The sequence below is a fragment of the Saccharopolyspora antimicrobica genome, assembly GCF_003635025.1.
Lineage (GTDB): Bacteria > Actinomycetota > Actinomycetes > Mycobacteriales > Pseudonocardiaceae > Saccharopolyspora > Saccharopolyspora antimicrobica.
The window spans coordinates 1,999,441-2,022,784 of sequence record NZ_RBXX01000002.1 but is presented as its reverse complement, the minus strand read 5'-3'; the positions used below and the strand labels follow the sequence as shown (position 1 = coordinate 2,022,784).

25 protein-coding genes are annotated in these 23,344 nt (G+C 69.2%); 12 read left to right on the top strand and 13 right to left on the bottom strand.

From position 1 onward, the window contains the following. Window positions 1–136: 136 nt before the first annotated feature. Window positions 137–1,096 (bottom strand): R2-like ligand-binding oxidase, encoded by a 960-nt coding sequence (locus tag ATL45_RS09975; RefSeq protein WP_093158273.1) that lies wholly within the window; start codon window positions 1,094–1,096, stop codon window positions 137–139. A gap of 105 nt (window positions 1,097–1,201) precedes the next feature. On the opposite strand from ATL45_RS09975, the gene ATL45_RS09970 reads away from it, so the two are divergent. Then, entirely contained in the window at window positions 1,202–1,816 is a 615-nt protein-coding gene (locus tag ATL45_RS09970; RefSeq protein WP_246025259.1) for an HAD family hydrolase, read from the top strand. On the opposite strand, the gene ATL45_RS38365 is transcribed toward ATL45_RS09970, so the two are convergent. Beyond that, window positions 1,817–2,023, bottom strand: a complete 207-nt coding sequence (locus ATL45_RS38365; protein WP_143121764.1) for a hypothetical protein — start codon at window positions 2,021–2,023, stop codon at window positions 1,817–1,819. A 238-nt stretch (window positions 2,024–2,261) separates the two neighbouring features. Between ATL45_RS38365 and ATL45_RS09965 the strand changes: the two genes are divergently transcribed. The 4 genes from ATL45_RS09965 (at window position 2,262) to ATL45_RS09950 (ending at window position 5,998) form a co-directional block, all read left to right on the top strand. Continuing rightward, on the top strand, window positions 2,262–2,654 hold the full coding sequence (locus tag ATL45_RS09965; protein WP_093158271.1) for a cold-shock protein: 393 nt from the start codon (window positions 2,262–2,264) through the stop codon (window positions 2,652–2,654). 133 nt (window positions 2,655–2,787) lie between these two features. Then, entirely contained in the window at window positions 2,788–4,206 is a 1,419-nt protein-coding gene (locus ATL45_RS09960; protein WP_093158268.1) for a serine hydrolase, read from the top strand. A 10-nt stretch (window positions 4,207–4,216) separates the two neighbouring features. Further along, window positions 4,217–5,212 carry a sensor histidine kinase gene (locus tag ATL45_RS09955; protein WP_093158486.1) on the top strand — a complete coding sequence of 332 codons (996 nt, stop codon included), beginning with the start codon at window positions 4,217–4,219 and terminating at the stop codon, window positions 5,210–5,212. A gap of 132 nt (window positions 5,213–5,344) precedes the next feature. Beyond that, the gene (locus ATL45_RS09950) at window positions 5,345–5,998 is read left to right on the top strand and encodes a response regulator (protein WP_093158266.1); all 654 of its coding nucleotides are present in this window, start codon (window positions 5,345–5,347) and stop codon (window positions 5,996–5,998) included. 7 nt (window positions 5,999–6,005) lie between these two features. On the opposite strand, the gene ATL45_RS09945 is transcribed toward ATL45_RS09950, so the two are convergent. The 4 genes from ATL45_RS09945 to ATL45_RS09930 form a co-directional block, all read right to left on the bottom strand. Continuing rightward, window positions 6,006–6,482, bottom strand: coding sequence for a DUF2771 family protein (locus tag ATL45_RS09945; RefSeq protein ID WP_093158263.1), 477 nt, complete (start codon window positions 6,480–6,482; stop codon window positions 6,006–6,008). Between the two features lie 193 nt (window positions 6,483–6,675). Further along, the gene (locus tag ATL45_RS09940) at window positions 6,676–8,466 is read right to left on the bottom strand and encodes an MFS transporter (protein ID WP_093158261.1); all 1,791 of its coding nucleotides are present in this window, start codon (window positions 8,464–8,466) and stop codon (window positions 6,676–6,678) included. A 392-nt stretch (window positions 8,467–8,858) separates the two neighbouring features. After that, window positions 8,859–9,608 (bottom strand): hypothetical protein, encoded by a 750-nt coding sequence (locus ATL45_RS09935; RefSeq protein WP_143121763.1) that lies wholly within the window; start codon window positions 9,606–9,608, stop codon window positions 8,859–8,861. Window positions 9,609–9,629: 21 nt separating this feature from the next. Continuing rightward, window positions 9,630–10,466, bottom strand: coding sequence for a glutaminyl-peptide cyclotransferase (locus ATL45_RS09930; RefSeq protein ID WP_439332446.1), 837 nt, complete (start codon window positions 10,464–10,466; stop codon window positions 9,630–9,632). On the opposite strand from ATL45_RS09930, the gene ATL45_RS09925 reads away from it, so the two are divergent. Continuing rightward, window positions 10,365–11,384, top strand: a complete 1,020-nt coding sequence (locus tag ATL45_RS09925) for a DUF3027 domain-containing protein (protein ID WP_246025258.1) — start codon at window positions 10,365–10,367, stop codon at window positions 11,382–11,384. The two genes, ATL45_RS09930 and ATL45_RS09925, sit on opposite strands and share 102 nt — an antisense overlap. Next, a complete protein-coding gene (locus ATL45_RS09920; protein ID WP_093158253.1) occupies window positions 11,381–14,359 on the top strand; it encodes a sacsin N-terminal ATP-binding-like domain-containing protein in 2,979 nt (992 codons plus the stop codon). The genes ATL45_RS09925 and ATL45_RS09920 overlap by 4 nt, the downstream gene beginning before the upstream one ends. Before the next feature lie 5 nt (window positions 14,360–14,364). Here ATL45_RS09920 and ATL45_RS09915 read toward each other — a convergent pair whose 3' ends face one another. Both ATL45_RS09915 and ATL45_RS09910 read right to left on the bottom strand, forming a co-directional pair. Then, the gene (locus ATL45_RS09915) at window positions 14,365–14,553 is read right to left on the bottom strand and encodes a DUF397 domain-containing protein (RefSeq protein WP_093158251.1); all 189 of its coding nucleotides are present in this window, start codon (window positions 14,551–14,553) and stop codon (window positions 14,365–14,367) included. After that, window positions 14,510–15,388 carry a helix-turn-helix domain-containing protein gene (locus ATL45_RS09910; protein WP_093158249.1) on the bottom strand — a complete coding sequence of 293 codons (879 nt, stop codon included), beginning with the start codon at window positions 15,386–15,388 and terminating at the stop codon, window positions 14,510–14,512. The genes ATL45_RS09915 and ATL45_RS09910 overlap by 44 nt, the downstream gene beginning before the upstream one ends. 114 nt (window positions 15,389–15,502) lie before the next feature. On the opposite strand from ATL45_RS09910, the gene ATL45_RS09905 reads away from it, so the two are divergent. The 3 genes from ATL45_RS09905 to ATL45_RS38360 all read left to right on the top strand — a co-directional run bounded on the left by ATL45_RS09905 (window position 15,503) and on the right by ATL45_RS38360 (window position 17,414). Beyond that, a complete protein-coding gene (locus ATL45_RS09905) occupies window positions 15,503–15,718 on the top strand; it encodes an HC3 family zinc finger protein (RefSeq protein ID WP_093158246.1) in 216 nt (71 codons plus the stop codon). Between the two features lie 73 nt (window positions 15,719–15,791). Further along, window positions 15,792–16,121 carry a hypothetical protein gene (locus ATL45_RS09900; RefSeq protein ID WP_093158245.1) on the top strand — a complete coding sequence of 110 codons (330 nt, stop codon included), beginning with the start codon at window positions 15,792–15,794 and terminating at the stop codon, window positions 16,119–16,121. Between the two features lie 609 nt (window positions 16,122–16,730). After that, window positions 16,731–17,414 (top strand): hypothetical protein, encoded by a 684-nt coding sequence (locus tag ATL45_RS38360; protein WP_143121762.1) that lies wholly within the window; start codon window positions 16,731–16,733, stop codon window positions 17,412–17,414. Between the two features lie 57 nt (window positions 17,415–17,471). Here ATL45_RS38360 and ATL45_RS09890 read toward each other — a convergent pair whose 3' ends face one another. The 5 genes from ATL45_RS09890 to ATL45_RS09875 form a co-directional block, all read right to left on the bottom strand. Next, the gene (locus ATL45_RS09890) at window positions 17,472–18,668 is read right to left on the bottom strand and encodes a PPE domain-containing protein (RefSeq protein ID WP_170210209.1); all 1,197 of its coding nucleotides are present in this window, start codon (window positions 18,666–18,668) and stop codon (window positions 17,472–17,474) included. Between the two features lie 118 nt (window positions 18,669–18,786). Beyond that, window positions 18,787–19,356, bottom strand: a complete 570-nt coding sequence (locus tag ATL45_RS09885) for a DUF3558 domain-containing protein (RefSeq protein WP_170210208.1) — start codon at window positions 19,354–19,356, stop codon at window positions 18,787–18,789. Between the two features lie 11 nt (window positions 19,357–19,367). Further along, entirely contained in the window at window positions 19,368–19,769 is a 402-nt protein-coding gene (locus ATL45_RS38790; RefSeq protein ID WP_170210207.1) for a hypothetical protein, read from the bottom strand. A gap of 170 nt (window positions 19,770–19,939) precedes the next feature. After that, on the bottom strand, window positions 19,940–20,737 hold the full coding sequence (locus ATL45_RS09880; protein WP_093158235.1) for an ESX secretion-associated protein EspG: 798 nt from the start codon (window positions 20,735–20,737) through the stop codon (window positions 19,940–19,942). Between the two features lie 152 nt (window positions 20,738–20,889). Beyond that, complete coding sequence (locus tag ATL45_RS09875) at window positions 20,890–21,177, bottom strand: DUF2530 domain-containing protein (protein WP_093158232.1); 288 nt, start codon at window positions 21,175–21,177, stop codon at window positions 20,890–20,892. Window positions 21,178–21,236: 59 nt separating this feature from the next. Here ATL45_RS09875 and ATL45_RS09870 point away from each other — a divergent pair, with 59 nt between their 5' ends. Then, a complete protein-coding gene (locus tag ATL45_RS09870; RefSeq protein ID WP_093158481.1) occupies window positions 21,237–22,703 on the top strand; it encodes an NCS2 family permease in 1,467 nt (488 codons plus the stop codon). A 181-nt stretch (window positions 22,704–22,884) separates the two neighbouring features. Further along, window positions 22,885–23,319 (top strand): MarR family winged helix-turn-helix transcriptional regulator, encoded by a 435-nt coding sequence (locus ATL45_RS09865; RefSeq protein ID WP_093158230.1) that lies wholly within the window; start codon window positions 22,885–22,887, stop codon window positions 23,317–23,319. The last annotated feature ends 25 nt before the right edge of the window (window positions 23,320–23,344 follow it).

Here is a 23,344-nt window from a genome sequence, read left to right as displayed (position 1 = left end):
ATTGAAATTGGTCGTCCGATTTCAATGGAAGTTGCGTGCCGTCGGTGTGTCGGGACCCGACACGCCGACGGCACGTCGGGATCGGCGCGATTTCAATGGAAATCGGACGTCTGATTTCCATTGAAATCGCGTGCTCTCAGCGGAGTTTGGCGAGTTCGGCCGCGTCCTCCTCGCCGAACTGGTCCTCCAGGCGTTCCGGGGAGGCGTCGACGTCGATCTGGCTCAGCGGCATGCCGCGGGCGCTGGAGATCGCGCCGAGGCGGCGGGTCGCGCGGTCGGTGGCGTAGGCGGTGAGCTCGTCCTTGTCCAGTTCGAACGGCAGCACCTCGGGTGCCTCGTCCGGTCGCCACTGGACCTGGGCGACCGCGTGCGGCAGCACCCGCGCCATCTGGTCCTCCACCACCTCCCAGTTGCGCTCGTCGGCGGCGACGTGGCGGCGGCAGGTGAAGGTGCCCCACGCCATGTGGCGGCGCTCGTCGTCGCCGATGTGCCGGACGACCTGCTGCATGCCGGGCAGGATGCCGCGGCTGACGCAGATCTTGTGCCAGGCGTAGTAGCCGGTCAGCGCGAGGGTGCCCTCGACGATGTGGTTGTAGGTGACCGACGCCCGCACCTGGTTCTCCGGGCTGGGGTCGGCGTGCAGCGCGTGCAGTGATTCCGGCAGCAGCCTGTAGAAGATCTCCCGGTAGCCGGGGTTCTGCTCGACGTACCAGTGCAGGTCGTCGGTGAGGCCGACGGCGTCCATCCACAGCCGGAAGACCTGGGTGTGCTTGGCCTCCTCGAAGACGAACTGGGTGAGGTACATCTCGTCGCCGAAGCGGCCCTCGGCGGACATCGCGGCCATGAACGGCTGGAGGTCCTGGGTGACGGCTTCCTCACCGGCGATGAACTGCGCGCACAGGCCGGCCACGCTGCGCTGCTCGTCCTCGTCGAGCCGCTGCCAGTCCTCGGCGTCCTGGGTGAAGTCGATGTCGGCGGGGTTCCAGAACTTCGCGTTGCCCTTGCTGAACAGCCGCAACGGCAGGGAGTCCCAGTTCAGGCCGCTGGCTCGCAGGGAGTGGAAACCTTCGCGGTGGTGCGCGGACGTGCTCGTCATTGAACGACTCCAGCTCGCCGGGATGTGAGAAGGATTACGAATCGATTTTCGGTACTGGGTAGTTCCGCGTCAAGGGTGCGGCTGTCGCTCCGTAGGGTGGTTCGCGTGGCAGCTCAGCGCACCGGACCGACCGTCGGCTTCGACCTGGACATGACCCTGATCGACCCGCGCCCCGGCATGGTCCGCGCGATCGAGGAGCTCAACCGCGAGTTCGGCCTGAGCATCGACGGCGAGCACTTCGCGTCCAACCTCGGCCCGCCGCTGTACGACTCGATGCGCGGCTACGGCTTCGACGACGCCATGGCGCAGCGGCTGGTTCGCCACTTCCGGACCGTCTACCCGACGGTCGTGGTCGAGGCGACGACGGCGCTGCCGGGCGCGGCCGAGGCGCTCGCGGCGGTGCGCGAGCTGGGCGGCCGGACGCTGGTGATCACCGGCAAGTACCAGCCGAACGCGGAACTGCACCTCAAGGCCCTCGGCTGGGAGGTGGACCGGCTGGCCGGGGACGTCTTCGCCGCCGCGAAGGGAGACGTGCTGCGCGAGGAGGGCGCGAACTGCTACGTCGGCGACCACCTCGGTGACATCGTCGGCGCGCGGGCCGCGCGCGCCACTGCCGTCGCGGTCGCCACCGGGCCCTTCGACGTCGATCAGCTGACCGACGCTGACGTCGTGCTGCGCGACCTCACCGAATTCCCGGCCTGGCTCGCGCAGCGCTTCTGATCAGCGGCGGCGGTTGCGCAGGACGGTCGCGACCACGCCGTAGATGAAGCCCGCCGGGCACAGCAGGGTCGCCAGGTTCAGCCAAACGGGTAGGTTCTCGTAACCGACGGCGAACAGCGCGAAGATCGCGATGATGGCCAGCAGACCCAGGGCGAACATGGCCATCGCGACCGGGAGAATTGCTGACCTGCGCACGGAAGCTGCCATGCCCAGCAGCGTATTCAGGCACTGCGCCGGGTGCCGCAGCGACCCTTGCTCGATAAGGCCGGGTCTTCCCAGGCAGGTACGCGGTACGCTTGAATAACGCGTCCCGGCACGTCCCATTGCGAAGCGTAGTCGGGGCGCTTTCGTCGTGCCGGGGCTGTTCGGCTCCGCGCGACGGACGGAGACGCAACGACGGAGGCCTGCGAGCGGGCCAGTGCATCGACAGGGAACGGTGAGGACAGTGCCGACCGGCAGGGTCAAGTGGTTCGACGCGGACAAGGGCTTCGGCTTCCTGACCCAGGACGGTGGGGAGGACGTCTACGTGCGCGCCTCCGCACTGCCCTCCGACGTGGATGCGCTCAAGACCGGCCAGCGCGTCGACTTCGACATGGCGCAGGGCCGCCGCGGTCCGCAGGCGCTGAAGGTCAAGCTGCTGGACCCGCTGCCCTCGGTCGCCGAGGCCCGCCGACGTCCCGCCGACGAGCTGCACGGCATGGTCGAGGACATGATCAAGCTGCTGGAGCTGAAGATCCAGCCCGACCTGCGCCGCGGTCGCTACCCGGACCGCAAGGTCGCCAAGCGCATCGGTGAGGTCGTGCGCGCGGTCGCCCGCGAGCTGGACCCGGGCAGCTGACGAGAAGCACCTGAGGCCGGGCGGACCGCGTGGTGCGCCCGGCTTTTCTATGCCTTTCGACAGGGGTGGTCGTGGCCGGTCGGTCGATCCGCCGAGGGTGCCCGGACCCATAGCGTTTCCAGTCGTGAAAGCCATGATCATCGCACTCGCGGCGGCCATCGGGCTGGCCGCGACGCCGTCCGCGCAGGCCGATCCGGCCATCGACGACTACCTGACCAGCGCGCTGGAAACCACCGGGCTGCCGGGGTTCTCGGTCGTGGTGACCAAGGGCGACCAGGTGGTGCACGCCGCGGGCTACGGCCACGACTCCGAAGGCCGGCCGATGACCGCGGACACCCCGATGCGGGTGGCCTCGGTCAGCAAGTCGTTCACCGCGATGGCGGTCATGACGCTGGTGGACTCGGGCCGGATCGCGCTGGACCGGCCGGTCGCCGAGCAGCTGCCGGGCTTCTCGATGGCGGATCCGCGCGCGGCGCAGGTCACCGTCCGGCAGCTGCTGAACCAGACCTCCGGCTTCTCCGACACCACCATCGACATCAACGCGCTGGAAGAGGCCGGTTCGCTGGCCGACTACACCGCTCGCCTGAGCACCGGCTCGCTGGCCGCCGACCCGGGGACGCACTGGGAGTACTGCAACGTCAACTACGACCTCGCGGGCCGGCTGGTCGAGGTGGTCAGCGGGCAGCCGTTCGGCGACTACCTCCGCGAGCACGTGTTCGGCCCGCTCGGGATGCGCACCAGTGCGAGCCGCGTCGATGAAGTGCGCCCCGCTGACGGCTACGTCTCGCTGTTCGGCGCGTGGATTCCCCGTGCCGAGATGCCGGGCTTCCACGACGACAGCGGTGGCGGCGGCGTCATCACCACCGCCGCGGACATGGGCAAGTGGCTGATCTCGCAGAACGGCGCAGGTCAGCAGCTCGTCACCCCGGACAGCCTCCGGCTCATGCACAGCCCGTCGGCGGTGAACGACTACGGCATGGGCTGGGGAGTCGAGCATCCCGAAGGCGGCCCGGAGATGCTGATGCACGCGGGCAACCTGTTCACCTACAACGCGATGCAGGCGATCGTGCCGGAGACCGGCTACGGCTTCGCCGTGATGACCAACGGCGCCTCCCTGCACGAGAGCAGCTACGACATCCTCATGGGCCTGGTCGCGCTGAGCGAGGGGAAGACGCCTCCTGAGCTGAGCAACGGCAGGCAGCAGAACGAGCTGGTGCTGGGAGCGATTTCGCTGGTGGCTGTCGGGTTGGGCGTGCTCGGCGCGGTGCGCTCCCGCCGGTGGGCGGCCAAGCGCGCCGGGCGTTCCGGGTGGCTGATCGGCCTGCGCGTGGTGCCGTTGCTGATCCCGCTCGCCATCTTCGTCGCCTACCCGGACCTGGTCTCGTTCATCAGCAACGGCCGCACCGTCACCTGGTCACAGATGACGTACTTCCCGCTGCCGCTGACCGTCACGCTGCTGATCGCCGCGCTGGCCGGGGTGAGCACGGTGGCGTTCCGGTTGGTGCGGCTGCGTTCCGCGCGAGCTGCGGGGCGAGTCGCAGATGCGCTCTAAGGTCGACCTGGTGAGGAACGCAGCGGTACTGCTGGTCATCGTCGGGGCGTGCGTGGTCAACTCGTTCGACCTCGACGTGGTTCCGCTGTGGCGGCAGGTGGTGTTCGTGGTGCTGGCCGTGGCGGGTTACCTGCACGGCCGGCACCTCCCGGTGCGGCACGGCTGGGTCGTGTTCGCGCTGGCCGCGGTGCCGGGCGTGGTCGACCTGGCCATCTACGCCGGACGCGGGATCGGCACCTTGGTGCTGCTGGCGGTGTTCGTGGGGCTGCCGTGGCTGGCCGGGCGGTTCCGCCGCCAGCAGGCCGAGCTGATCGAGTCCGGGCGCAAGCGCGTCGCGCAGATGGAGCGGGAGCAGGAGTTCGTCGCCGAGCGCGCCCGCCTGCGCGAGCGCGCCCGGATCGCCTCGGACATGCACGACTCGCTCGGCAACGACCTGGCACTGATCGCGCTGCGCGCCGGATCGCTGGAGCTCGCCGCCGATGCGACCGAGGCCAACCGGCAGGCGGCGGCCGAGCTGCGGGCAACGGCGGTGCAGGCCACCGACCGCTTGCGGCAGACGATCGGGATGCTGCGGGAGAAGACGTCGGAAACCCTGACCCCGCCGGACGAACCGGTGGAGGCGCTGGTCGACCGGGCGCGCGGTGCGGGAATGGACGTGCTGCTGCGCCGCGGCGGTGAACCGCTCGGCATACCGTCCACAGTGGATCGAGCCGCGTACCGAGTGGTGCAGGAAGCGCTGACCAACGCCGCACGTTATGCACGCGGCGCGCAGGTCGTGGTCCGGATCGACCGCGAGCCGGAGGAGCTGGTGGTCGTCGTGCACAACACCGCCGTCGACGCCGCACCGATGGTCTCGGGGAGCGGTAGCGGGCTGCTGGCGCTGGCCGAACGAGTCGGGCTGCTCGGTGGCACGTTCCGCGCGGCGCCGGAACAGGGGTTCACGGTGACTGCGCGACTGCCCTGCCCGGCAGAATCAGCGTGGCCGCCGATGAAGGAGAAGTTGTGAGTGTTCGCGCCAACCGCAGCACATCTCAACCGCACCTCAGGGGACCGTGACGCAACTCAGCCACAAGAAACCTCGAAACGCAAGACAAACACCGAAAGCGACCACCACTGTGAATCGCGGAGAGGCGGAACAGTGATTCGCGTGCTGCTGGCCGACGACGAGGCGATGATCCGCGCCGGTGTCCGCTCGATCCTGGCCACCGACCCGGGGATCGAGGTGGTCGCCGAAGCCGCGGACGGGCGTCAGGCCGTCGAGCTGGCCGCCCAGCACCAGCCGGACGTGGCGCTGCTGGACATCCGGATGCCGGTGCTCGACGGCTTGGCCGCCGCCGCGGAGCTGGCGCGGGTGCAGCCGGAGGTGGCGGTCGTGGTGCTCACGACCTTCGACGAGGACGAGTTCGTGGCGCGGGCGCTCGGCGACGGTGCCCGCGGATTCCTCCTCAAAGCCGCCGACCCGCGCGAGCTGATCATCGGTGTCCGCGCGGTCGCCGACGGCGCGGCGTACCTGTCACCGCGGATCGCCCACCGGGTGATCGCCGAGGTCAACGGTGGTGCGCTGTCCCGGCGTGCTGCTGCCCGGGAGCGGGTGGCGGCGCTGACGCCGCGCGAGCGCGAGGTGCTGGGCCTGGTCGGTTCCGGGTTGTCGAACCAGGACATCGCGGGACGGCTGTTCTTGGCCGAGGGCACGGTCAAAGCGCACGTCAGGGCGATCTTGCAGCGCCTGGGCGCTAACAACCGCGTCCAGGCCGCGATCACCGCTTACGAGGCCGGCCTGGTCGGGGACTGAGCAGTGCTCACTGCTGCTGGACGTTGAGCACCCAGCTGCCGCCGATGCCGAAGTCCACGCCGCCGTCGACGCCCTCGGTCAGCACCGCCGAGAACTGCTGGACCTCGACGTGCTCCAGGCGCGTGCCGTCCGGCGGCAGCTGGAGCGTGTAGGCGTGCCGCTCGTCCGGTGCGAAGACCGGGCTGCGCCCGTCCAGCTCCTCGCCGTTGGCCCCGCGGTAGAGGAACACCACCTGCCACGGCGTTTCGGCGACCTTGCCGGGCACCGAGATCTGCAGCGGAGCGCGCTCCGGAACCCGCAGGTCGCCGACCGCGTCGGGCGAAGTCGTGCAGTTCTCCCCGGTCGGGTCGCAGTACTGCGCGGGCGCGACCTCCACCGACCTCCCGTGGGAGTAGAAGGTGACCTGCGGTTCGCTCGGCGCGGCACAGCCGGCGACGAGCGCCACGCCCGCCACCGCCAGCAGCGGCTTCAGTCCACGATGCACGGTTCGAGCCTACAAGCCCGTTCACGGACCATCGTGCGTGGCAGCGCGGGTGGCCATCGCCGGACTTGTTCCGTTCGGGCGTTTCAGCTTTCTTCCGCTGGTGGGCTGTCGTGAGTGCTTCGGGGTGTTCTGGCACCGCAAAGTGTTCACGGCCACTGACCAGCGGAAACGCCTACCCGGCACCCGGGCTGCATCACGACTTGGCCGCTGCTCGCTCGGCTGCTGGTGCGGCCTTGCGCCTCAGCTGTGGCACCAGGGTGCCGCCCCGACCCGCGGTGATCGTCTGTGCCAGCACCAGGGCCAGCAGCGCGGCCACCACGGCGAAGCCGATCCAGTAGACGGGTGGCAGCAGGACGCCCAGCGCGCCGCCGAAGACCCAGCTGAGCTGCAAGATCGTCTCCGACTTGCCGAACGCCGAGGCCCGCGACTCCTCCGGCATGTCGTGCTGGATCACCGCGTCGAGGCAGACCTTGGCCAGCGCGCTCGCCGTCGCCGCGATCAGGCCGACGACCACGGCCAGCGGCAACCCGGCCAGCACCGCGGCGCAGACCGCCACCACCAAGGCGCTGCCCAGGCAGGCGATGATCACCCGGTCCGGCTTGCCGAAGTGCATCTTCGAGCCCAGCGCGTTGCCGAGGAAGCTGCCGATCCCGGCCGCGCCGCCGACCATGCCGAGCTGCACCAGCTGCATGAACGGCTCGTGCTGGGTGCTCTGCTTGATCACGAACGCGGCGAACAGGGTCAGGAACCCGGTCAGCACCCGGATGCCGCCGTTGCCCCACAGCGCGACCACGACGTGCCCGCTCAGCGGCACCTTCTTCGGCTGCGGTCGGCCACCGATCGACGCGGGCACCTCGCCCTCGGTGCTCTCGACCCAGCCCGGCATCCGCAGGCACAGCCACACGCCACCGGCGGCCATCGCCGCCATGAACCACAACGCGCCCTCGGAACCGAGCAGGTACGCGAAGCCCGACGCGATCGCGCCGAAGATCCCGCCCGCGGCCATGCCGAATGCGGTCAACCGGGAATTGGCCTTGGTCAGCGTGATCTGCGAGGGCAGCACGCGCGGTGTCATGGCCGCCTTCAGCACGCCGAAGGACTTCGACAGCACCATGCAGCCCAGCGCGGCCGGGTACAGCAGCCAGCTGTCGAAGTTCAGCGCCATCACGGCGGCGAGCAGCACCCGGACCGCGAAGGAAGCGGCCAGCGCGTACCGGCGCCCCTGCTGCAGCCGGTCCAGCGCGGGCCCGATGACCGGCGCGATCACCGCGAACGGTGCGACCGTGATCAGCAGGTAGAGCGCGACCTTGTCCTTGCTCTCCCCGGTCGCGGCGGAGAAGAAAAGCGTGTTGGCCAGCGCGACCGCCATCGCGGCGTCCACCGCGTAGTTGCCCATCACGGCATAGGTGAACTTCGCGAGCCCGGACCGGTCGGCACCATCGGCGTGCGCGAGCGAGAAGAACATCCGCATCGCGCGCTGCGTGAGATCCCGACTCCGCCAGGCGGCGACACGGGTGACCGTCAGCTTCTTCGGCGGCGCGGTCCCACGAGGCTTCTCGACCTCGGGCTCCTCGTCCTGCTCCTGGGACGAGTGGTCCTCGGGCAGCGGAGGAAGCCGCCGAGACCGGCTCCGCGGCTGCTCGTAGTCGGGATCCTCCTCCCACGGATACCGCCTCGCGCCCCTACCGGGGCGCTCCGCGCCGCCCCGGTCGGCCGCCTCGAACCGGTGCTCCGCCCGCTCCGCGTGCTCGCCCCGCTCCGCGCCCCCGCTCCGCCGACGCTCACCCCGCTCCGCGCGTTCGCGCCCGCGCTCCGCGGCCTCAGGCTCCATAGGCTCCGCGCTGTCGCGCTCCGCACCCTCCGGAGGCGCGCCCCAGCGCGCAGCGCCTCCGCCGTCGGCGTAGGAGCCGCGCTTGCCGCGATGCCCGGCGCCCCAGCCTGCGCGCGGGGAGTCCGAGCGCTGGTCATGGCGTCGCAAACCCATGCTCGTCATCCTGCCTCACCCCGCTCCCGTCTCCATCGGACTCGGCCGCTTTTCACCGGTCCCACGGATAAAGAGGAGCGAACCGCCCCCGCAGATACACCGCTAACCCGATCCAGCGACTGCCACGACCAAGATCTCCACCCGACAGGGTGATCAAGAGCGATTCGGCGTCCTGAGCCCCGCAGCGGAACCGTCATGAGCTCCGTTTCCGCTGTTCAGGCCCCGTGAGTACTTTGAGGGGCTATAGCAACACAAACCACTCACGGGCTTTCACCTGCGGAAACGGAGCGCTGGAAGGCGACCGGCACCCGACCGGCGGCGCAGCGATCGGCCCAGCCCCCAGAACCCGACGACCCCAGAACCCGACGATCCCAGACCGCGGCCGGAGCCGGTCAGGCCGGGGTGAGCCGCCAGTAGCCGTACGGGTTGAAGAAGATGTCGTCGTCCGGGTAGCGGTCGCAGGGCTGCTGGCTCAGCAGCCAGCGCGGTGCGTCCTCGGCCAGGCGGAATCCCTCGCCGTCGCGCATCTCCGCCGCGCGGGCCTCGGTGTGCAGGTAGCCGGCCAGGCCGTCGATGAGCTCCACCCACTCGCCCTGGCGGTTCATGTCGTGCAGGCCTTCGGCCTGCAGTTCCACGTCGGGCGCGCCCAGCAGGTGCATGCCGCAGGTGTAGAGGACGTCCTCGTCGAGGATCGGCCGCTTGACCCACGCCTGCCGCAGCGCGTGCGGGGCGTCCGCGGCGTCGGCCAGCGCCAGCCAGGTGTCCCGGCTGTGCGCCAGTCCGCTGCTCTCGGACTTGATCGCCGTCGCGCCCCAGCGCTCGAAGAGCTCCGAGGTCACCGCCAGCATCCGCTCGGAGATGTAGGCCGCGTCGTCCGGGCCTCCCTTGGCCAGCACGTAGGCCACCGAGTCGTGCTCGGCGACCGCGTCCCAGTCGGCGTCGGTGAAGGTCAGACCGGCCAGGCAAGCCTCGAAGGCGCCGGGCATGCGCGGGTCGTGCTCGGGAACGGACTCGTCGTGGTCCAGCGCGAAGAACGGCCCGCCGACCGCGCGGACGGCCATCTCCACCTTGTCCAGGTCCATCCCGGAACCGAGCACGCAGAGCACGTGCAGCGGTAGCACGGAATCTTGTTGATCATCCATGCGCAAAGACCGTACTAACGATCAGGCCGGGACGAAGCGAACTCGGAAAAGAGCGGGCCAGTACTTCCCGGTCAGCAGGAATTCGTCGGTGCCCGGCACGGCCGCGATGCCGTTGAGCACGTCGGTGCCCGGCCGCTGCTCCGGGCTGAGCAGGCCGGAGGCGTCCACCACCGCCGTCACCTGCCCGGTCGCCGGGTCGATGCGCACGATCTCCTCGCTGCCCCAGATGTTCGCCCACACCTGGCCGCCGACGCACTCCAGCTCGTTGAGCTCCTCGACCGGCGCGCCCGCCGCCCGCACGTCCACCGATCCGGTCGGCTCGAAGGTCACCGGGTCGCGGAAGGTCAGCCGGTCGCTGCCGTCGCTCATCACCAGGCGCGCGCCGTCGGAGCACAGCCCCCAGCCCTCGCCGGGGTACTCCACTCGGCGCAATTCGGCCAGGGATTCCCGGTCCCGCTCCAGCGCGACCCCTTCCTGCCAGGTGAGCTGCCAGATACGGTCACCCGTGACGGTGATGCCCTCACCGAAGAGATCGTCCGGGAGCTCGACCTCGCGGCGCAGTTCGCCGGTGGCGAGGTCGGTGGCGCGCAGCAGCGACTCGCCCTTCATCCCGGTGCCTTCGTAGAGGGTGCCACCAGCGATTTCCAGGCCCTGAGTGAACGAGGAGCGGTCGTGCGGGAGCACGCGGATCACCTCAGCTCGAAGGTGTGGCAGGCTTCCCGCGTGCCCAACGCCCTGATCGGTCTGCTCGCCGTCGTGCTGGCCGTTGTGCTGCGCTGGTACTACCGGCGCGCACGCAACCACCCCGAAGGCGAGCACCACGCCGCAGAGAACACGTCGAGCCAGGAGCAGTCGCACCCCGAAAGCTTGACACGGGCGACTGCACCGGCGACCGCGTACGGCACAATCGAGCCTGTGACGCCTATGCCTGCTCCGATGACCAGCCCAGGCGCGGATGCCCCGTTCGAGGACGCCGGGCAGTACGAGCCGGAGCCCCTGAACCCGGAGCTCGCCGCGGCGGAGGACGTCGCGCGAGCTGCGGCGGAGGACGAGGCCAAGCCGGGGGACGACCCGATCGGCTCGCCCGTGCTGACCCTGGACACCGAGGCCGCGGCCCCGGTGGGGGCGCACGTCGGCGTCGAGCCGGAGGGTCCGCACGCGGCGACGCACTTCTTCGAGTCGAACTACCCGGGCTACGTCGGCTGGCGCTGGGCGGTCACCGTCGCCAGCGTCGGACCGGGCGAGCCGGTGACCGTCAGCGAGGTCGTGCTGCTGCCGGGCCCGACGGCGCTGACCGCACCCGACTGGGTGCCGTGGAGCGAGCGGGTGCAGCCGGGCGATCTCGGCCCCGGCGACCTGCTGCCGACCGGCCCGGACGACGTGCGGCTCGCGCCCGGCTACCTGGCCAGCGACGACCCGGCGGTCGAGGACGTCGCGCAGGAAGTCGGCCTCGGCCGCAAGCGGGTGCTCAGCCACGAGGGCCGGCTGGAGGCCGCGGAGCGCTGGCACAGCGGTGACTTCGGGCCGCGCGCCGACATCGCCCGCTCGGCCCCGGGGGCCTGCGGGACCTGCGGTTTCTTCCTGAAGCTGGCCGGCTCGATGGGCGGTGCCTTCGGCGTGTGCGCCAACGAGTTCTCGCCCGGCGACGGCCGGGTGGTCAGCGTCGAGTTCGGGTGCGGTGCGCACTCCGAGGTCGAGGTCGACACCTCCTCGACGGTGCCGGTGGCCGAGATCGTCTACGACGACGCCTCCCTCGACTTCGAGCCGCGCGGGTGAACGAAACGGACGTTTTCGGCACGGCCGAGCTCAGGCGGGCCGTGCTGCAGTCCTGGGAGGCTTCGCCGACCAGGTTCCGCGAGGACGCGAACGCCGAGGAGGACCTGCGGCTCGGCGGCTACCGCGATCGCCTGCTGGTCGAGCTCGCCCAGAACGCCGCCGACGCCGCGGGCACCGGCGGTGCGCTGCGCGTCGAGCTCAGCGGCGGTGAGCTGCGGGTCGCCAACACCGGCGCACCGCTGACCGCCGACGGCGTCGCGGCGCTGGCCTCGCTGCGGGCTTCGGCCAAGCGCGAGGGCACCTCGATCGGCCGGTTCGGCGTCGGGTTCGCCGCCGTGCTGGCGGTCTCCGACGAGCCGAGCGTGGTGTCCACGACCGGCGGTGTCGCGTTCTCCGCCGCGCGGACCAGGGACGCGGTGGCGCAGCTGCCCGGCCCGGCCGAGGAGCTGGCCAAGCGCTCCGGCGAGGTGCCGGTCCTGCGGCTGCCGTGGCCGGTGGTCGGTCAGCCGCCCGCGGGCTTCGACACCGAGGTGCGGTTGCCGCTGCGCGCGGACGTCGACGCGGACGCGCTGCTGGCCGAGTTCACCGATCAGGCACCCGACCTGCTGCTCGCGCTGCCCGCGCTGAGCGAGATCAGCATCGGCGCGCAGACCTGGCGCCGCGAAGACCTGGACGCGGACCGGCTGGTCGTGCACGGCCCGGTCCGCAGCGACCGCTGGCTGGTGCACCGCGCCTCGGGCACGTTGGGCGAAGCCGCGCTGGCCGGTCTGGGCGTGGAGGCCCGGCACGCCGCGGAATGGCGCTTGACCTGGGCCGTTCCGCTGGACGACGACGGCACTCCGATCCCGCTGGCCGAGGACGTGCTGCACGCGCCGACGCCGACCGAGGAGCGGCTGTCGCTGCCGGCCCGACTGCTGGCGAGCGTGCCGGTGGAGCCGGACCGGCGGCGGGTCGCGGCCTCCGCCGCCGCGGATTCGGTGCTGACCTTCGCCACCGAGTGCTATCCCGCGCTCGTCGAGAAGATCGAGCCCGAGCACCGGACGGCCCTGGTGCCGCTCGCCGGATTCCCGCTGTCCGATGTGGACGACAAGCTGCGGCAGGGCGTGACCGACCGGCTGCGCGTCTCGGCGTGGCTGCCCGCGGCGAACGGGAAGCCGGTCGCGCCGCTGGAATCGCGGGTCCTCGAATACGTCTCCCCGGAGCTGGTGGAGCTGCTCGCGGACGTGGTGCCCGGCCTGCTGGAAGCCGACTTCGCCGATGCGAGCCACCGCAGGTCGCTGCTCGTGCTGGAGGTCCGGCGGCTGGCCGCCGCGGAGATCGTCGAAGCGGTCACCGGCCTGCAGCGCCCGCCGCACTGGTGGTACCGCCTCTACGACGCGCTGACGCCGATCGAGGGCGCGGATCCGGTGGCGCGCGAGGAGTTCACCGCGCTGCCCGTGCCGCTGGCCGACGGCCGCACGGTCAGCGGTGTGCGCGACGTGCTGCTCAGCCAGCGCGACGCCGACCCGGACCCGGCGGCCGTGCTGTCCACACTGGACATCTCTGGCCTGCGCATCGCCCACCCCGACGCCACGCACCCGTTGCTGGAGAAGCTGGGCGCGCACCCGGCGGGACCGGCGGAGCTGCTGGACGCGCCGTCGCTGGAAGACGCCGTGCGCAGCAGTGTTTCCGACGCTCGTGCCGGTGTCGACGTGCGCCCGCTGGCCGAAGCGGTGCTGCAGCTCGTCTCGAACACCTACCCGCGCGAGTGGCTCGGCGCGCTGGCGCTGCCCGACGAAACCGGTGACTTCCGCCGCGCCGACGAGCTGCTGCTGCCGGAAGCGGCGCTGCTGGAAGTGCTGGACGAGCAGTACATCGGCGAGGACGGGCCGCTGGCGGTGCTCGACGAGGACTTCGCGGCCGAGTGGTCGACCGAGCTGCTGCGCTCGATCGGCGTGCTGGACACCTTCGCGGTGCAGGTCGAGGAAGACCCGCTGGAGCCCGACGAGGACTTCCCGGACATCCACCTGTGGTGGGCGGAGCAGGAGGCGGCGCAGCCGGAGAGCTGGCCGCCGCCGAGGTTCGTCGGCATCCGCGACCTGGACCTGGTCGCCGACGAAGCGTGGCCCGCCGCGCTGCGCCTGCTGGCACAGCACCCGGAAACCCTGCGTGCGCTGCGAGAACCCCGCAGCTACTCGGTCTGGTGGATCGAGCGGTACGCGCTGCTCGCCGGCGCCCCGCCGCGCACCTGGCGGCTCCCGGAAGCCGAAGAGCTGGCGGGCCTGTACGACCCGGTGCCGGACGTGGACCTGGATGCTGAGCACCTGCGGTTGGCAGGCGTGCGTGACGAGCTCAAGGTCGAGGACACCGACGACGCAGCTGACCTCCTGGAGCGCCTAGGCGACCCGGATCGCACCGTGCGCGCCGGAACCGCCCTGCGCGCCCACCAGGCGCTGGCGGAGGCCGTGGCGTGCCGGACGATCGACCCGTCCGAGATCGACCCGCCGGAGATGGTGCGTTCGGTGTCGGGCGCGGTGGTCAGCACCGGCCGGGCGGTGGTGCTCGACGAGCCGTGGATGCTGAGCGTCGTGGAAGCGCCGCTGGTGATCGCCGGAGGCAGCCCGGACCAGTTCGACGCCGAAGCCCTCGCGGAGCTCCTGGACCTCCCGCTGGCCTCGGAGGAGAACACGATGCAGGTGGTCGGCGAGGGCCGAACCCAGCGCTGGCCGGAGGTGGCCCGCGTCCCGGCGTCCTGCGAACTCCTCGGAATCCCGCTGCCGACCGGCCAGATCACCCTCCACGACAGCCTCCGCGTCCGCTCCTCGGCAGGGGAGCAGCGAGTCCACTGGTGGGTGGAGAACACGGGCGGAGTCCACGCGGAGCGAACCCCGGACGGCCTGGCCAGAGCCCTGGCCTGGGCGGCAGGAGCCTGGCACGAGCGCTTCGCCCTGACGGCCCTCCTAGCGGACCCGGAAGCAACAACCCTGCTGCGCTGAGCGGTTCACCCGAACCGCTCAGCCTTCAGGCTGCGTAAGAACCCGCCCCAAGCAGCCGTCGGGAACATCAGCGTGCCGCCGTCGCGGTCCTTGGTGTCCCGGACGCCGACAGCCTCGGAGCTGGCACCGACCTCGACGCAGTTCCCCTCTTCACCGCTGTAGCTGGACTTCCGCCAGTTCATGATCGGAGCCATGGCTCTCCTCCATCGATTTTGCGTGCTCAGCGATCAGTTCGGCAGATCGGTGAGGGCTCAACGCTGCCTTGGCCAGGTTAGCCACGGACTCGACGAACGGGGGAGTCTCGACTGGATCGTCCAGGAACGTACCAACGCGACGATGCTCCAAATAGACGATGGTCCGCTGCCTCTCGAACTGCATGATCAGCTGGTTGCCGTTCAGGCCGACGTGCGCCCCTAGGGCGTAAGGGATCACTTGGATCGTGATGTGCGGACGTCTCGACATCCGCGCGATGTGACTTAGCTGTTCTGCCATCACTTCGTAGCCTCCGATCGGTCGGTGCAGAACCGACTCATCGATCAGGGCGTGGAACTTCACGGGCTTCTTCCCGGTCAGGACCCTCTGTCGGCCGAGTCGTAGCGCGACCCTTGATTCGACGTCGCTGTCCTTGAGGCCACCGGCAACCATGATCGCGCGCGTGTAGTCCGCGATCTGAAGCAAGCCTGGCACGAAGCCGATCGACAGATCGATGATCTCGATTGCGCTGCGTTCGAACTCCAGCAGCGCCAGGAGTTGCTGGGGCAGTCCTGGACTGCCGATCTCCCACCAGTGCGGCCTGTGGATGTCCTCGGCGAGCTGGAGGACGCGCGCCCGTTCGACCCCCTTGATGTCGAGTGTTTTCAGGATGAGTGCTGTCTCAGTTTCTGAGGGAACTTTGGTCCCGGCTTCGATTCGGCCGAGCGTCGCTCTCGACCAACCGCACTGCTCTGCCAGTTCCTCCAGCCGCAGGTCAGCATCCTTGCGGAGCCTCCGAAGCTCCGCGCCCAGACCGCGGGAACGTGCTGTCGTCATATGCCAAAGCTATCTCACTGTATGCCACATGCCCATTACACAGAGTGGTGAACGAGCTTGCTTCGTGCCGTCAGGGTCCGGTCTGATCAGCACAGCCGCACGAAAGGGGTTGGGATGTCTGGCTTTCTGAAGTACGCGTGGCGTCCGGTCACGGGCGGCCGTCACGCTTTCCCCATCGCAGCAACGAAAACTCCTCACGGCGAGAAGGTCGAGGCCTACTGCGGGGTCAAGGCTCCCGCGTCAGAGCTGCATGATCGGTCCGAAGTGGACTGGGTGCGTGAGCGCTCGTGCATGAAGTGCTGGCGCCATCTCGCTGACAAGGGCCCGTGACGCCGTACGCATACCGATTGCTGATTCGCGCGACATCGCGCCACAACCGCCTGCGGAAGGAAAACCCGCCGTCATGTTCTGGATCCAGCTCAGCACGTTCGTACTGTTCAACGTTCTCCTGGTCGCGTTGATCGCAACGCAGGTTCCGTTCGGGGGCTTGAGATTCGCGACAGGCCAGCATGCCGGGACAGGAGAAGGTGAGTACACGGTGTGGCATCTCATCGCCGATGTCGAGGCCGAACGTCATCGCGACGCCGCCGACGCCGGTGCTCATGCGCGCCGCCGCGAGCAACCACCCATAGCGCTCGACCCTCCAGCACAACCCGAAACCGGACCTGAGCTGCGGTTCCCCGAACGTGACCCCGACGACCAGCCCACCGGGCGGCACCACCTCCGCACGTAAAGCGTCACGACCCCACCACCCCGGCAGAACCCGACCCCCGAAAGCCGGGTCGGTGCGGCACGACATCCCCCGGCCACCGCCGCACCGGCCCACCCCGGCGGCCGGGCGCGAACCCCTCCCCGCGCCCGGCCACCGACTACCTGCCAAGGAGGCATCGATGGCGCAGTCATCAGCGGATGACTCCGGTGAGCCGATTAAGTCCGCCTACTGGACAGCCTTTGGTTACCAGAACCACGTAATCACCGAAGAAGACGTGAGAACCGAAGGGCAAACCCTCATCGCGCTGTGCGGAGTCATGGCGGAACCCGAAGACCTCAGCCCCGTGGACGACCGCCCTACCTGCTCCGTGTGTGCCGCTGAAGCTCGAAGCGGACGGATCGTCCTGGCTTTCCGTGATGTTCGGTAGAACGCTGCGTTGTTGCGCTCAGGCTCCGAGATACTGCTGATCGGCCTGGTCAACAAGGCCACTGGGGAGTGCTTCGAACCACGTGGAGCACAGTGTGCTTGAGGGGAGCATCAGAAGTGACGTACCAGGGCTGGTCGCCTAACCAACCCCACCAGTACCCACCACAAGCCTCGCAGCGGAGGAAGTCACGAGCGTGGATTCCGGTGCTGATCATCGGGGTGATCGCTTCGATCGGGATCGTCGTTGCGGGCGCGTGGTTCTTGTTGACCCCGATCGATGCGCCCAGGAAGCAGTCGGAGGCGCTCGTGCTGCCGCCTGCTCCTACTGCGACGACGAATACCTGCGCCTCGGTGGATCGAATGGGTGCTACCTGCACCGAGTGGGCGCGACCAGAACCACGGCCGTTCAAGGACGTTCTGCAGCTCAATCGTCTGCCACAGCAGCCCGCCACGGGGAACTGGGGAGCGCTCTACCTCTGCTCCTACCCGCCGGATGAGGTGATCGCCCGGTACATGGGAGCGGACTTCCGGCGTGTGGTGATCAACGGCTTCACCTGCTCGTACGAGTCCCCGGAACGGGACATGCAGATTCTGTTCGATGTTTACATCGGCTCGGGCACCTTCGAGAGCTGGACGGACATCAGTCCGGAAGCCGAGGTCGTCGACTTCAACGGCAGGCGGGTGATCGTCGACCACGGCGTCGAGGACCCGAAGTCCGCCTTCCGCAGCTGGATCATGGAGATCCCAGGAGCGCCGAACGAGGTGCTAGTGATGGATTACAAGGGAATGGCGGGGATCGGTGACGTGGACATGATCCCAGCGGACGCGGACAAAGCTGATCGAGCGATGGCGGAGCTGGGAGAGATCTACCGGAAAGCCACCGAATAAAGCGCTGGCCGCGCACCGGATTCGGTGCGCGGCCAGTCGTCTTGCTGGAGCTTCAGGTCACTCGCCGAAGACCGGCGGGGCGACCTTGGGCAGGCCCAGGTCGTCCCAGGCCTCGTCGGTGTCGACCCAGTACTTGTTCTCGTGCTCCATGTCTTCCTCGCCCTCCTTGCCCTGGCCGCGGCCGGCCGCACCGGCGCCCATGCCGCCCGCGCCACCACGACCACCAGCAGCGCCGCTACCAGAGGCACCGCCAGCACCACCGGCACCCAAGCCGCCAGCACCAGCACGACCACCAGCGCCCGGACCACCGGAACCACTACCGCCGCCGAGTCCGCCGAGGCCACGGCCGCCCGCACCGCCAGGGCCACCCATGCCGCGACCGGTGCCGGTACCGCCACCGCCGCCGCCCGGACCGGTCGGAGGCATCATGCCCAGGCCGAGACCGGGGCCGTTGGGGTTGGGGCCGCCAGGAGTCGTCGGGCCGGGCAGGTTCGGCACACCGGTGCCGCCCGGCGTCGGCGAAGTCCACTGCGAGGAGCTGCCGTTCGGCGTGGAGGTGTACCCACCACCAGGCAGCTCGTTCCCGCCGCTGCCGGAACCGAAACCGCCGCCGGTGGAGCCAGTGCCGCCACCACCGGTGCTGCCGCTGTAGCCGCTGCCACCGGGAATCCCGGAGGCGTTCGGCATGCTCCCCACGGTCGGGTTCGTGCCGTAGCTGCCGGAGCCCTGGTCGAGCGCCATCTCCGGCGCCTTCGGGTAGGGCGCCAGGCTCTGCGAGACGTTCTGCGCGCTCTGGTTGTAGTTGTCGTAGTGCTGCTTGGCTTCCTGGGCCTTCTCGGTGGCCTCCCGCTCCTGCTTCTGCAGGTCGGTCTCGCCGCCGACGAGCCAGGCGCCGCCCTTTTCGAGCAGGTTGTCGGTCGCGTCGACCTTCACCGGCTCCGGCATGCTGTGCTTGACCTGGCTGTAGTTCTGGACCTGCTGCTCAGCGGAGTCGCCGACCGACTCCGAGACCAGCTTGGCGTCTTGGACGAACTGGGTCATCGGCTTGAGGGAGCTGCCGTGTTCCTCGGCGGCCTGACCGCTCCAGGCAACGCCTGCCTTGGCGTTCGCTTCGTCAAGGAGACGTCCGACTTCCTCGAAGTCTGCAGCGATGCCCTTCTTCCAGCCCTGCACCGAAGAAACCAACGACGAAGTACCAGAGCCCCCGTGGATCTGCTGGTACTTCTGCGGGTGGTTGAAGCCCACCTGCTGCATGATCTCGTCCGTGTTACCACGGTCAGACTCACGTGTGAGCAGGTAGCCACCAACGATCATCGGGAGAACCATGGTCACACCCCCTTTTCGTGTTATGTCGCGGTAAGTACGGACGCGATCAGGCGTCCGGGATGTTCTTCAGGGTCTCGCTGGCGATCTTCTCGGCGAAGCCGCACGAGTCGTCCATTTCCGGAGATCCACCGCTGTGCTTGGTGTAGTTGATCTCGACGGATTGGTCGTCAGCGACGCCCAGCTCGATGCGGCAGAGGATGTCCTGCTTGTCGACCCGGGCTCCTGGGTAGCCGTCGACGGTCGTCGGCTCGAAGTTGTCGCGGGAGCTGCCGGCTTCGTGGATCTTGGCCGGGCCACCAGAGGTGGTGTTGACCGCCACACCCACTGCGAACGCGTCACCAGACCAGTAGCACTGCGTCTCGCCGTACGCCGATGTGTCCTCTTCAGGCTGGCCGCCGCCGCCCAGCTGAGAAATCTGCTCAGGAGTGAGCAGATCGCAGGCGTTGGTGACGGCCTTGAGGTTCTTGGGGTTCTCCACCTTCGGCACCGACGATGCCGTGTCCGACGGTGTTTCGGCAGCAGAGCTCGGGGGCGGAGTCGGCTCACCCGGCGAACAGGCCGAAATGCCCAGAACTGCCAGAAGAGAAACAGCGGTGATGCTGGCGCGGCGTTGCACGTGAATCGTCCTTAAACTTGGCGGGCGGTAGCGTTCTCGTCGGCCGTCTGGTACTCGCGCTGTGCGGCCTTCAGCTGCTCGATCTGATTGGTGAGGCGCTTGACGCCGTCGGCAACCGCCCAGGACAAGCAGCCTTCCTTGTGCCCGGCCATCTCCTTGAGCGACTCCGTGAGCTGCGTGCTCACTTCGTCCTCGCCGGGCTTCTGAAGGTTCCCCAGCTGCTGCGCCTTCTGGAGGATCCGCTCCATCTTCTCCCGCGCATCCTCGTAGGAGGCGATCAGACCCGGGATCTGCTCGATGTCAACCGAGAACGACGCCGACTGCGCGGTGCCCCCACTGTTGATCGCGGTGTGGATCATCGCCTTGTTCGCTGCTGCGCCCACGGCTTTGCTGACCCCGTCCCAGAATGCCACCTCGTCCTACCCCCTTGTCCCCTAGAACAGGTACACGTCTCGCTTAGCTTGCCAGGTCGTTGCTCGCTCGCGCACCGGTGTGACGGAGCTTGGTCCGTTTCCGGTTCCCTGTTGTTGTCAGATTGATCCGTTTGGTCCAGTGATACTGCTCACCTTGGTCCGGATGGCGGTCACCACCGGGCTGCTTCTGCCGCTGCCCGGCGGGTGTGCGTCGCCAGCTCGCCGAGGACGCGGGTGAACGTGCTCAGGTCCGCGCCCGCGAACATCCGCTGGTTGCTGCTGTTGTAGACCGCCGTCCGCCCGAGCTGCAGGTCGATGATCCGGATCGTCTGGTCGCCGCGGTGCTCCTTGCCCCGGTCATCCCAGATCGTCACGCCGACTTCGCCGAGGCCCAGCCGCGGACCTTCGAGAAGTTGGGTCATCTTGCGGAAGTTCGCCGGGTTCACGCCGCGCGCCCGCAGGGCCTGCTCGATCGCTCGCGGGTCCTCGCCCTGGCGGCTCGCTTCGGCCATGGCCGCGCGCACGTCCTGCAGGTCGATCGACAGCGGCGGGCGGATCTTGGCCGGCTGGTGCTCGGGGAGCACCGAGATCAGCGACGGGATCAGGTCGTTCGGGTGGACCGGTTCCAGGATGATCCGGTCGCCGCTGACGACGGTGCGCACTGCGGTCTTGCTGGCCTTCGTCACCGCCGCGCGGAGCTCGGCGCCCTTCTGCGAGGAGAAGCGGAGGTCGTACTCGACGCTGGCGTGCGCGTAGATGCCCAGCAGCTCCATGACCCGGTCGTTCACGCCGCTCGGGTTGACCAGGCCGCGGTCGCGGACGCGCTGCTCGGCGGCGTTGAACTCGCGCGGTATGTCCTGGACCTGCGTCCCGTAGTGGCTGTACGCGGCGACCATCGGGATGCGAGTGAGGCCGGCGCGTTCGGCCAGGATTGCGTATTCGAGTCGGTCGACGTCGAGCTTGGGCACTTCCGCTGCGCTCCCCGCGTTCTGGTCAAGTCTCCGAACTGGTGACGATCTCGCAGGTTAGCCGGTCGCCAAGATCCATGGGTGGATTCGGCATCATGCGGCCCGTGAAAACGATCTTCTGTCCAGGACTGGCCGGAGGTGCGGCAGGCGTCTCAGTCGTCGAGGCCGGAAAGGCCCTGCCAGGCTCCTCGGGAACCTCGGCGGGCGGCCGAGCGCTGCCAGCGGAACACTCCGTAGCCGATGACACCGAGTGTCACGCCGGCTACGCAGGTCCAGAACTCGATGTGCAGGTTGCCGCTCAGCGCGAACGCCACCGTTCCGACGAGCCACAGCGCGGTGCCGGTGAGCACCACCGGCGTCGGGTCCGCCAGCCTGCGGGGCAGGTGGGGAACAGGTCGGTGACCTGCTGCGGTGGGGGTGGGTTCGCTGTCCTGTGCCACGTCAGGCAGGCTACCTCCGGTAGGTGAACGCGCGCTCCGGCGCGGTGATGGGAAGCACGATGGTGGACGAGACCAAGAGCAAGAAATCATTGCTGGACCAGTACTTCAAGATCACCGAGCGTGGTTCCAGCATCTCCCGCGAGGTGCGCGGTGGCATCGTCACCTTCGTCGCGGTCGCCTACATCATCGTGCTGAACCCGCTGATCCTGGGCAGCTACTCCGCCGACGACGCCGGCGCCAAGCGCGACGTGCTGGGCAACATCCTGCCCGTGTCGCAGGTCGCCGCGGCGACCGCGCTGGTCGCGGGCGTGATGACCATCCTGTTCGGTCTCATCGCCAACTACCCGTTCGCGATCGCCGCCGGGCTCGGCATCAACACGCTGCTGGCCGTGACCATCGCGCCGCAGGTGACCTGGCCGGAAGCGATGGGCCTGGTGGTCATCGACGGCGTCGTCATCCTGATCCTGGTCGCCACCGGATTCCGGACCGCCGTGTTCAACGCGGTGCCACCCGAGCTGAAGGCCGCCATCGCGGTCGGCGTCGGCGTGTTCATCTCCTTCGTCGGCCTGGTCGACGCCGGGTTCGTGCGGCGGCTGCCGGACGAGGCCAACACCACCGTGCCGGTGGGGCTGGGCATCGAGGGCTCGATCGCCTCGTGGCCGACCGCGGTGTTCGTCTTCGGCCTGGTGCTGACCTCGGTGCTGGTGGCGCGCAAGGTGCGCGGCGGAATCCTGATCAGCGTCGCGGTCACCACGGTGCTGTCGATCATCATCGAGTCGGTGTTCCACGCCGGGCCGTCCAAGGGCACCAACCCCTACGGCTGGAACCTGGGCTACCCGGCGGTGCCGGAGCAGATCGCCGGGCTGCCGGACCTGTCGCTGGTCGGCGACATCTCCTTCGGCGCCTGGACCCGGCTGCCGGCGCTGGCCGCCGCGCTGCTGGTGTTCACGCTGGTGCTGGCGAACTTCTTCGACGCCATGGGCACCATGACCGGGCTGGGCAAGGAGGCCGGGCTGGCCGACAAGGACGGCAACCTGCCGGGCATCGGCAAGGCGCTGGCCGTCGAGGGCGTCGGCGCGGTCGCCGGTGGTGTCGGCTCGGCCAGCTCGAACACCGTGTTCGTGGAGTCGGCGTCGGGCATCGCGGAGGGCGCGCGGACCGGGCTGGCGAACGTGGTCACCGGCCTGCTGTTCCTGGCGGCGATGTTCTTCACCCCGCTCTACCAGGTCATCCCGGTGGAGGCGGCGGCTCCGGCGCTGATCGTGGTCGGGGCGATGATGATCGGCCAGATCAAGCAGATCGACCTCTCGGACTTCAGCATCGCGCTGCCCGCCTTCCTGACGATCGTGGTCATGCCGTTCACCTACTCGATCGCCAACGGCATCGGCGCGGGCTTCGTCAGCTACGTGCTGCTGCGGGTGTTCACCGGCAAGATCCGCACCATCCACCCGCTGATGTGGGTGGTGGCGGCGGCCTTCGTGCTGTACTTCGCGGCCGCGCCGATCAGCGCCGTCTTCGGCATCTGACCAGGCCAACGCACGCGAGCGTTTCGGGGTGCCAGGACGCACCGAAACGCTCACGGGGGCTTGAGATGCGTCGTTTCGGGTATGAACAGGAGACGTCGGGCGGCTGGATCATTAGGGTGGACGGCCACTGAGTGGATCAGTTCGTCCGATTTCCCCCGATATAGTTTGGTAGACTAACGACGTGTCCGATATTGCGGAACGCGAGCGCACCCTGGCGAGTCGGCTGCGGCTCGCAGTGGTTCGCCTGAACCGCCGCCTGCGCGCGCAGAGCGGCGATTCGAAGATCACGCTCTCCCAGCTCTCCGCGCTGTCCTGCCTGCACAAGGCGGGAGCGCTGACGCCGGGCGAGCTTGCCGCGCGGGAAGGCGTCCAGCCGCCGTCGATGACCAGGGTGATCGCGGCCCTGGAAGACGCCGGTCTGGTCGTCCGCCGCGCCCACCCGACCGACGGCCGCCAGGCCATCGTCGAGGTGACCGACGCGGGGCGGGCCCGCATCGAGGAAGAGGTCTCCGCTCGCGAGCGCTGGCTGGACCAGCAGCTGGTGGACCTCACCGACGAGGAGCGCGCGGTGCTGTTCCGGGCCGCGGAGATCATCGACCGGCTGGCGGGCCGATGAGCGCACCCACCGAGAGGCGGTAAGC